Source organism: Paludisphaera soli (assembly GCF_011064595.1).
Taxonomy (GTDB): domain Bacteria; phylum Planctomycetota; class Planctomycetia; order Isosphaerales; family Isosphaeraceae; genus Paludisphaera; species Paludisphaera soli.
The window spans coordinates 145,803-154,832 of the sequence record NZ_JAALJI010000017.1 but is presented as its reverse complement, the minus strand read 5'-3'; the positions used below and the strand labels follow the sequence as shown (position 1 = coordinate 154,832).

General features: G+C 68.6%; 7 protein-coding genes. 2 read left to right on the top strand and 5 right to left on the bottom strand.

Annotated elements, in window-relative coordinates:
* Window positions 1-97: 97 nt before the first annotated feature.
* From mgtE to G6O68_RS20485, 5 genes are all read right to left on the bottom strand, one after another.
* Complete coding sequence (mgtE, locus tag G6O68_RS20505; protein WP_165250509.1) at window positions 98-1,474, bottom strand: magnesium transporter; 1,377 nt, start codon at window positions 1,472-1,474, stop codon at window positions 98-100.
* Window positions 1,475-1,559: 85 nt separating this feature from the next.
* Window positions 1,560-2,117, bottom strand: a complete 558-nt coding sequence (locus G6O68_RS20500; protein ID WP_165250508.1) for a hypothetical protein — start codon at window positions 2,115-2,117, stop codon at window positions 1,560-1,562.
* Between the two features lie 188 nt (window positions 2,118-2,305).
* Window positions 2,306-2,782, bottom strand: a complete 477-nt coding sequence (locus tag G6O68_RS20495) for a hypothetical protein (RefSeq protein WP_165250507.1) — start codon at window positions 2,780-2,782, stop codon at window positions 2,306-2,308.
* Window positions 2,783-3,025: 243 nt separating this feature from the next.
* Complete coding sequence (gene serS / locus G6O68_RS20490; protein WP_165250506.1) at window positions 3,026-4,312, bottom strand: serine--tRNA ligase; 1,287 nt, start codon at window positions 4,310-4,312, stop codon at window positions 3,026-3,028.
* A gap of 143 nt (window positions 4,313-4,455) precedes the next feature.
* Entirely contained in the window at window positions 4,456-5,829 is a 1,374-nt protein-coding gene (locus G6O68_RS20485) for a dipeptidase (RefSeq protein ID WP_165250505.1), read from the bottom strand.
* A gap of 748 nt (window positions 5,830-6,577) precedes the next feature.
* On the opposite strand from G6O68_RS20485, the gene G6O68_RS20480 reads away from it, so the two are divergent.
* Window positions 6,578-7,261 carry a hypothetical protein gene (locus tag G6O68_RS20480; RefSeq protein WP_165250504.1) on the top strand — a complete coding sequence of 228 codons (684 nt, stop codon included), beginning with the start codon at window positions 6,578-6,580 and terminating at the stop codon, window positions 7,259-7,261.
* A gap of 599 nt (window positions 7,262-7,860) precedes the next feature.
* A complete protein-coding gene (locus G6O68_RS20475) occupies window positions 7,861-8,547 on the top strand; it encodes a hypothetical protein (protein ID WP_165250503.1) in 687 nt (228 codons plus the stop codon).
* Window positions 8,548-9,030: the final 483 nt, after the last annotated feature.

Genomic DNA, 9,030 nt, shown 5'->3' with positions numbered 1-9,030 from the left:
CTTCAACTCCTCGTAGCGCAGACTTGTGTAGACAGGGATGCCCACCGAGGGTGAAGGGAAGACGCGTGAGCAGCGTCGGAGGCCGTTGAGCCCCTCGTCAGTGCTTGACCAGCCCCAGCAGGAAGATGGCGATGGTGAAGTAGATCACCAGCCCCGTGGCATCCACGAGGGTGCTGATGAACGGCGCGGAGACGACGGCCGGGTCGATCCCCACGCGGCGGGCGGCCAGGGGGACGAGCGAGCCGATGACGTTCGACCACATGCAGACGCCGAACAGCGAGAGGCCGACCACCCCCGACACGTCCCACGGCTGATGGCGCCAGAAGTGGATGTAGAAGAAGCCCGCCGTCCCCAGCATCAAGCCCAGGCAGAGGCCGTTGAGCCACTCGCGGGCGACGACGGCCAGGGTCTGCGAGAGCTTGATCTCGCCCAGCGCCATCCCCCGGATCACCGTGCCGACCGTCTGGCTGCCGGCGTTGCCGCCGGTGCCGGTCAAAAGCGCCATGAAGAAGAAGAGCGCCGGGGCCTGGCCGGAGTCCATCGTCCACTGGAAGTGCTCGTTCACCGGCGTCGTGAGGTTCTCGGCCAGGAACAACAGCATCAGCCACTTGATGCGGCGGCGGACGGTCGTCAGGACGCTGCTCTGCCAGTAGGGGACGGTGTCGGCCTCGGGGTCGGGGGCGACGCCGCCGAACTTCAGGATGTCCTCGGTCTGCTCGCGGCGGAGGATGTCCATCGCGTCGTCGTGGGTGACGATGCCGACCAGCCGGTCCTCGCCGTCGACGATGGGGAGGGCGAGCAAGTCGTACTTGTCGATCGTCTGGGCGACGGGCTCCTGGTCGTCGTCGACCTTGGCGTGGATCACGTCGCGCTGCATGATCTCCTCGATCACGGCCGAGCGGCGGGCGAGGATCAGGCGCTTGAGGGTGACGAAGCCGATGAGCCGGCGGTTGTGGTCGACGACGTAGCAGTAGTAGATCGTCTCGCGGTCGGGGGCCTCGTGGCGGAGCCGCTCCAGCGCCTCGCGGACGGTGATGTGGGCCGGCAGGATGACGTAGTCGGTGGTCATCACCGCGCCGGCGGTGCCGGGCTCGTAGCCGGCCAGGCGGCGGATGTCCTCGCGCTCGGCCTGGGCGAGGTTGGGGAGGACCTCGTCGACGAAGTCCTCGTCGAGCCGGTTCACCAACGCCGCGCGCTCGTCGTGCGACATCACCCGGAGCAGCTCGGCGGCCTCCTTGGGGGGCATCGACTCGACCAGCCGGTTCTGCTCGTCGTTCTCGAAGTAGCTGAGGACCTCGGCTCGCTCGCGGGGCTCCAGGATGCGGAACACGGAGTCGCCGTCGCCGTCGGGCAGGTCCTCGATGAACTCGGCCACGCGCCCGGGGTGCTGGTCCCCCAGGAACTCGCGGAGCACGTCCTGCTCCCCCGCCTGGAGCATCATGCGGAGGTCGGGCACAAGCAGCGGGTTTCGCATTTTCGCCCTCCTCCGGGCTGGGTCTCTTGTGTGGCTTTCGGCCCACGAGACCGAGGTCCGAGGCAGGCCGGGGGCTGAGTCGCGTTCAGGCGGCGTAGTTTCGATCGCCCAAATAACAATACACGGTGTCGATCGCCCGGATTCTCGGGCATCGCTCTCGAAAGGCCGGCGCGAGGTAATATCCGTCGGGCAAGTCAGCGGGGGACGTCAGCAGGGCCGCCCCCCTTTCCTCGTCGGTGTACCGCCGGTGGCACCAGGCGACGAACGCGTGGGGCCGAGACTTCATGGCGAGCCTCTGGAATTCCTCGTCGGTCAGGGGCGGACAGGGGGCGGAAACGAGCAGGTCGTCCGGCGTCCACCAGACGCGGACCGGTAGCTTGTAGCCCTGCTCGAAGACAAGGGTCCCGTCGCCCGCCTCCAGCGCGGGCTCCAGGTCGGCCCACTCGATGTAGCGGCCGCACTTCCTCATCCGTCGGACGAACCGTCTTTCTTGGATGTCCTGCAGCCGCGCGACCAGCCAGGCGGCCAGGAAGGCGAAGGGCAGCCAGATCGGGGAGGACAGCACCAGCAGGGCGCAGCCGACGAGGAAGGGGATTTTAACATACCAGGCCGGTTCGCGCGCGAGGGCTGATGCGATCGTCATCTCACCACCTCCCGGCAGGCGGCCTGCCGCTGGACTCGCCGCGGGGCGGCATCGTCGGTTCCGCCCGTCCCGGGGTGCTGGTCCCTCGGGAACACGCGGAGGTCGGGCACAAGCAGCGGGTTTCGCATTTATCGCCCTCCTCCGGACGCGGACGGTCGGATCGACCTGCTGATAGCATCGGTCTGGTTTCAGGGGGTGGGGCCGGGCGCCCCGGGGTCCTTCGACGCGGCGTCGCGACGCCTCGCGATCTCCTGAAGGCGGGCGTCATCCCGCCCCCACTCTTCTACGCCCGCCGCGAGCGCCCGGTCGAACGCAAGTCGAGCCTCGGCGAGCTTCCCCTGCGCGGCGAGCGCGTCGCCGAGGCCTTCGAGCGGCGGCACGTCGCTCCCCACCCGTCGAGGTTCCACGGATCGGTTCTCGCGATAGGCGTCCTTGAGGGCCTGTCGGTAGCTCCGCTCGGCGTCCTCGTATCGCCCTTCTCCCATGGCTTCCACGCCGTCCTTCAGCATCGCCCCGTATCGGCTCCCTCGTTCCAGCACGCCGTCGGTGCCGTACATCTCGTCCATGGTCATGCCCAGCCGCCACACCAGATAGCCCCTGAGGCCCAGGACGGCCGCCAGGGCGAACGTCGCGGCGATCCAGACTCGGCGGCGGGAAGGGGGCATCGGCGGCCTTTCTGGGGTTCGTTCCAGGCCGGCTTCCAAATCAAGCGCCGTCGTCGATCATCCTTCTCCCCTCGTGGGAGAAGGTGGCCGAAGGCCGGATGAGGGGGACATCAAGGCGGACGAGGCGAAGATGCGACGGCTCACCGCCTCGCCCCCCTCATCCGCCCCTGCGGGGCACCTTCTCCCACGAGGGGAGAAGGCATGACGCCGACGTTTCGCGTGCTTGCTTTAGCCTCTGGAATTTTACCCGATCACGTCCTTGCCGATGTACGGCTTCAAGACCTCGGGAACGTCGATGCGGCCGTCGGCGCGCTGGTAGTTCTCCATCACCGCGATGATCGCCCGGCTGACGGCGACGGCGGTGCCGTTGAGGGTGTGGACGAACCGCGTCCCCTTCTGGCCGGCGGGGCGGTAGCGGATGTTGAGCCGGCGGGCCTGGTAGTCGGTGCAGTCGGACGTGCTGGTGACCTCGCCGTACTCGCCGGCCTCGCCGCGGCCGGGCATCCAGGCTTCCAGGTCGAACTTGCGGTAGGCGGGGCCGCCGAGGTCGCCGGTGGCGATGTCGAGGACCAGGTACGGGATGCCCAGGTCGCCGAAGATCTCCTCCTCGATCGCCAGCATCTCGGCGTGGATCGCGCCCGACTGCTCGGGGGTGGAGAAGGCGAACATCTCGACCTTCGTGAACTGGTGGACGCGGTACAGCCCCCGGCTGGCCCGGCCGGCGGCGCCCGCCTCGGTCCGGAAGCAGTGCGAGAGGCCAACGTACTTGATCGGCAGCGCCGCCTCGTCGAGCAGCTCGTCGGCGAGCATCCCCCCCAGGGTGATCTCGGCCGTGCCGACGAGGCTCAGGTCGGTGTCCTCGATCGAGTAGACCTGCGTCTCCTCGCCGCGGGGGGTGAAGCCGATCCCTTCGAGGATGCTGTTGCGGGCCAGGTCGGGGGTGGTGATGGGGATGAACCCCCGGCCGATGAGCTTCCGGAGCGTGAACTGCTGGAGCGCCAGGTCCAGCAGCACGGCGTCGTTCTTGAGGAAGTAGAAGCCCGAGCCGGCGACCTTGCCGCCGGTCTCGAAGTCGATCAGGTCCAGGTCCTTGCCGAGCGCCACATGATCCTTGACCGGGAAGTCGAACGCGCGGGGCGTGCCGACCTTCCGCAGCTCCTTGCTGTCCCCCTCGGTCTTGCCGACGGGCGCGTCGGGATGCGTGAGGTTGGGGATCCGGCGGAGGCGCTGCTTGATCTCGTCGTCGAGGCTGCGGAGCTGCTCCTCGTGCTCGGCCACGTCGGACTTGAGGCGCTTGCCGGCCTCGATCAGCTCGGCCCGACGCGCCGGGTCCTTCTCCTTGCCGGTCGACTGGGCGACCTCGTTCTGGCGGCGGCGGACGTCCTCGACGGTCGAGAGGACGACCTTGCGGTCCCCCTCCAGGTCGGCGATCCGCTCCAGGTCCTCCAGCACGTCGGCGGGGACGTTGCGGTTCCGGCAGTTGAGCCGGACGGCGTCGAGGTTGGCGATGACGTATTTCAGGTCGAGCATGGGAGTTTCCTTGAACGCGCCCCGCGGGCCCGAGCCCGGCCGGGGGACGACCCGCCCGGCGCGAGGTCTCTCGCGGGGCCGGCGTCGTCTTCGGGTCTGACGCTTCGTCTCTCGATCTGGTCTGGTCCGGTCCGGCCGATCGGTCAGGTGGCCCGCGAAAGCTCGTCGAGCAGGTGGGCGCTCGCCTTGATCCCCCGGTGGAAGTCGGCCAGCGAGAACTTCTCGTTGGGGCCGTGCAGGTTGTCGTCGTTCTGGCCCCAGCCCAAAAGCAGGGTGTCCACCTTCAGGTGCTTCTTCAAGAGGCCGACGACCGGGATGGAGCCCCCTTCGCGGATGAAGAGGGGGGCGACGCCGAAGCTGGCCTCGATCGCCTTCACGGCCGCGCGGAAGCCGGGGCTGTCGACGTCCACCAGCACGGCCGGCGACCCCTGGTGGCTGATCAGCTCGACCGTCACCCCCGGCGGCGTGTGCTTCTCCAGATGCCTGCGGACCAGGGCCTCGACCTCGGCCGGCTCCTGGTCGGGGACGAGCCGGAAGCTGAACTTCGCGCCCGCCTTGCAGGGGAGCACCGTCTTGGGGCCGGGGCCGGAATAGCCCCCCCAGAGGCCGTGGACGTCGCAGGTCGGCCGGGCCCCCTTGCGTTCGAGGGTGGAGTAGCCTTCCTCGCCGAAGACCTCGCGCACGCCCAACTCGTCGCGGAACTCGTCCTCGGAGAACGGAAGCTTGCGGAAGGCCTCGCGCTCCCAGTCTTCCAGAGGGCGGACGGCGTCGTAGAAGCCTTCGACCCGGATGCGGCCGTCGGGGCCTTTGAGGCCGTCGAGGATCGTCGCCAGGGCGTTGAGCGGGTTGGCCACCGCGCCGCCGTAGGTGCCGGAGTGGAGGTCGCGGTTCGCCCCCTGGACGTGGACCTCGAAGTAGGCCAGGCCCTTGAGGCCGTAGGTGATGGCCGGCTTGCCGGGGGCGAACTGGCTGGTGTCCGAGATCACGGCGTAGTCGCAGGCGAGCTTCTCGGGGTTGTTCGCGACGAACTCCTCGAGGTTGGCCCCGCCGATCTCCTCCTCCCCCTCGATCAGGATCTTGACGTTCACCGGCAGGTCGCCGGCCGTCTTGAGCCAGGCCTCGACGGCCTTGAGGTGGGTGAACATCTGCCCCTTGTCGTCGGTCGCGCCGCGGGCGTAGAGGTTGCCGTCGCGGACGGTGGGCTCGAACGGCGGCGAGGTCCAGGGCTCCAGGGGCTCGGGCGGCTGGACGTCGTAGTGGCCGTAGATGAGGACCGTCGGCTTGCCGGGGGCGGCCAGCCGCTCGGCGTAGACGATCGGGTGCCGCTTGGTCTCGACGATCTCGACGTCCAGGCCCATGGCGGCGAGGTCGTCGCGGAGGAACTCGGCGGCGCGGCGGGTGTCGGGGTCGTGGTCGGGCTGGGCGCTGACGCTGGGGATGCGGATCAGGTCCTTGAGCTGCTCCTCGAAGTCCCTCGCGTGCGATTCGAGATAGGCGTCGATACGATCCAGGCTCATGGACGGCCCCTTTTCCGCTTCCCGCTCCGCGACGACCCCCGGGGCGAGCCTCGCCCCGCAAACCGGCCGGCAGTATACCACGTTGCGTCGGCCGCACGCCATGACGCGCCCGGTCCCCGAGGCCCCGCCGGCGGCGTCACGCGCCGGGGGCCGGCTCGTTAATCCGGCACTCCGCCGAGGGGCGTGCGGGGCGTTTCGCCAAACCCCCGGGGCGTCGCTTTCTCGGCCGCGGCCTTGCCGCCCCCCTGGAAAGGATTACAAAATGAACCCCGGTTTCTTGTACGGTTGACTTGCTCGCGGCAGGGGCCATATTTTCCCAGAACTCCGCTCAAGTTTTCGCGAGGAGCTGCCGGGGCAAGGGTTTCCGGGGATGCGGCCGAAACTCTGGCGCCCGATGTGCTGTATGAGCTTTTCGCCGCACGATCCCGGAAACGAGGTCGGCTCGAAGCGGATCCGACGCCTCGACCGCCTGATTCGATCGCGACTTTGAGGAAGCATCAACAGGCTCGGTTAGCTGGGATGGGCGGGCGACACGCATGGTATATTGAAGCCGGTACGGCGAATGAAGCGTTGCCAATGGAAAGGCGACCGTCCCCGGGGTGGGTTTCGACTCCCTTGGGCGCGGTGTCAAGCGGATTCCTGGGATGGTTTGGCTCGGGGTCGTCCCGAGACCGCTTGGCGCGGCAGCCGAGGACTTTCAGCGAAACATTCCCTTAGTTCGACGCAGTTTAGGAGGGGGGCCTTTCCAATGAGCTTCATTCAACGCTTCCTGGAGCGCGTGCTGCGCAACAATCCCGACCGCATGCCCCGCACCAGCTTCGACGACCTGAGCCAGGAGCAGCTCGACGCCCACCTCCGCGTCGGACGCTACGGCAGCTTCTCGCTGACCGACGCCGTCCGGCCCTCGATCGGCCTGGATGTCGTCCCCCGCGAAGGCTACCGCCGCGACGTGTATTGCGACCCCGAGTCCGGCAACAAGATGCCCGTGCTGGCCGCCTCGGTCTCGTCCGACCGCCTCTTCGACGTCTTCATGGACCTGCTCGACCCGCTCGGCGAGGTCGTGGACGTGGTGATGGAGTCCAGCCACGACTCCGAGCCCGGCTCCCACTCCGACCTCTACCGCGAGCACATGGACACCGTCATCCTCAAGAGCACCCTCTACGACTACGAGTCGCTCCTGATGAACGACGGCTGCACCGGCCTGGCCGCCCTCAACCCCGGCGGGCCGATGGAAGTCCAGTTCGACGAGCACAAGCTCCTCTTCGTCTACGCCCACGACCTCGACCCGTTCGAGGAGATCCTCCAGGGCTACGGCCTCCGCCGCGACGACACCCTCAAGTTCATCTCCGAGGCCGAGCACCTCCACTCGACCGACGACGAGCACCGCGACCAGTTCGACGAGCTCCTCTACCGCCTCGGCATCGACGACTGACCCCCCCGTCGAACGAGCGACGAACGAAGGTCCCACCCCGACGGGGCGCCCGAGGAATGCGGCCGCCCCGTTCGCGTTTCGAACGGCGAGGTCCGCTGAAGACGGGCCGGGAGGGCGGACGGGCGTCCCGCCGGCCTCGGACACGAGAGCGTGCCGGTCGGTCGCGGGCCGTCCACGGCGGGCCGCACGGTCCGGGAATCGGCGTCGGCCGGCCGAGGGCCGGATGGCAGCCGTCGCGGCGACGATCGATCAGTTTTTGTTTTTTAACATCAAAATAGCGATTTTCCTTGCATGCGGCCCGGCCGCCCGACAACATCCACCGGTCGAACTTCCTACGGCGCGCTCCTCCCGTCGGACTTCGCTCGGACGCGCCGTCCCGTGGCCTCGGTCCGTTCTTCCGCGCGCCGCCTCGCACCCTTCCTAGCCCGGTTCGCCCCTGCGCACGCGGGTCCTGCGACGGTCGCTCTCGGCGTGCGGTTCCCCCGGGCTTCGTTCGGCGTCGGACGGCGGCCGTCCCCGCCTCGGTGTCGAGACGGGGGGCCTTCGAAGCAGGGACGCTTCTCCAGGAAGCGGGCCGATCGGCCCCGGAGAAACACCAGATGAGCCCCATCGCGAAGCGGTTGGCATCGGTCTCGCTCGTCGTGCTGGTCGCGATCGTCCCCACGACCTCGTTCGGGCAGGGGGGCGGCCGGAACCCCGGGGTGATCCCGCCCCACGCCAAGTTCAAGGGCCTGACCTACGGGGAGTGGCAGGCGAAGTGGCAGCAGGCCGCCCTCGCGATCCCCGTGGTCGACGGAGACCATCCGGTGTTCTCCGGCGAACTCTTCGGGGACGAGAAAGGCATCCGGTTCCTGCCGGGATTGCCCGGCGGCGTGACGATCGACGTGACCATCCCCGCGGGCACCGCGCTCTTCTTCCCACTCATCGTGGTGGAATGCTCCAACCTCGAAGCGCCCCCGTTCTTCGGGGCCGATGCGGCCGAACAGGCGGACTGCGCCAGGATGTTCATCGACGACGTGACGGACGTGAGCGCCGAGATCGACGGCAAGCCCGTCCGGGATCCACAGCTCTATCGGACGCAATCGCCGCAGTACGAATTCAGCGTGCCGGCCAGCAACATGATCGGGGTGCCGGGCCCCGCGACCGGCACATCCGTGAGCGAGGGATACTTCCTGCTCCTCGCGCCGCTGAGCGTGGGCACGCACACGATCCACTTCGAGGCCACCTACGCGCCGTTCGACTTCACAATCGACACGACGTATATCGTCACCGTCACGCCGCGTTGAGCGAGCTCCCGGCCGGGTGAGCGGGACGGAGTGTCAGCGGACCTCGGTCCTCGCAAGCCGGCAACCCACCCCGCCCGCCCCGGTGCCGCGGCCAGCCCGGCCGGGCGTCGTCGTGGCGGTGGACGGCCTCGCGTGCCAGGAGACAGTCGCTCCTGGTGAACGACGGCTGCACCGGCCTCGCCGCGCTGAACCCCGGCGGGCCGGTGGAGGTCCAGTTCGAAGAGCTCCTCGACCGCCTCGGCATCGACGACTGCCCCCCCCGTCGAACGAGCGACGAACGAAGGTCCCACCCCGACGGGGCGCCCGAGGAATGCGGCCGCCCCGTTCGCGTTTCGAACGGCCGGATGGGGCAAGTCGGGAGACCGCCCGGAGAAAAAGGCGGGCAGGCCGTCGCGAATCGTCCTTCTCCCCTGAGAGAAGGTGGCCGCAGGTCGGATGAGGGGGGCCTTTCGAAAAGCCGTCGCTTGTTGATACGTCCGCCTT

What these genes read in the sequence shown, in the direction of transcription:
- G6O68_RS20480 (WP_165250504.1), top strand. Translation starts at nt 6,578, where the DNA reads ATGAGCTTCATTCAACGCTTCCTGGAGCGCGTGCTGCGCAACAATCCC.
- mgtE (WP_165250509.1), bottom strand. Translation starts at nt 1,474, where the DNA reads ATGCGAAACCCGCTGCTTGTGCCCGACCTCCGCATGATGCTCCAGGCG.
- G6O68_RS20475 (WP_165250503.1), top strand. Translation starts at nt 7,861, where the DNA reads ATGAGCCCCATCGCGAAGCGGTTGGCATCGGTCTCGCTCGTCGTGCTG.
- G6O68_RS20500 (WP_165250508.1), bottom strand. Translation starts at nt 2,117, where the DNA reads ATGACGATCGCATCAGCCCTCGCGCGCGAACCGGCCTGGTATGTTAAA.
- G6O68_RS20485 (WP_165250505.1), bottom strand. Translation starts at nt 5,829, where the DNA reads ATGAGCCTGGATCGTATCGACGCCTATCTCGAATCGCACGCGAGGGAC.
- serS (WP_165250506.1), bottom strand. Translation starts at nt 4,312, where the DNA reads ATGCTCGACCTGAAATACGTCATCGCCAACCTCGACGCCGTCCGGCTC.
- G6O68_RS20495 (WP_165250507.1), bottom strand. Translation starts at nt 2,782, where the DNA reads ATGCCCCCTTCCCGCCGCCGAGTCTGGATCGCCGCGACGTTCGCCCTG.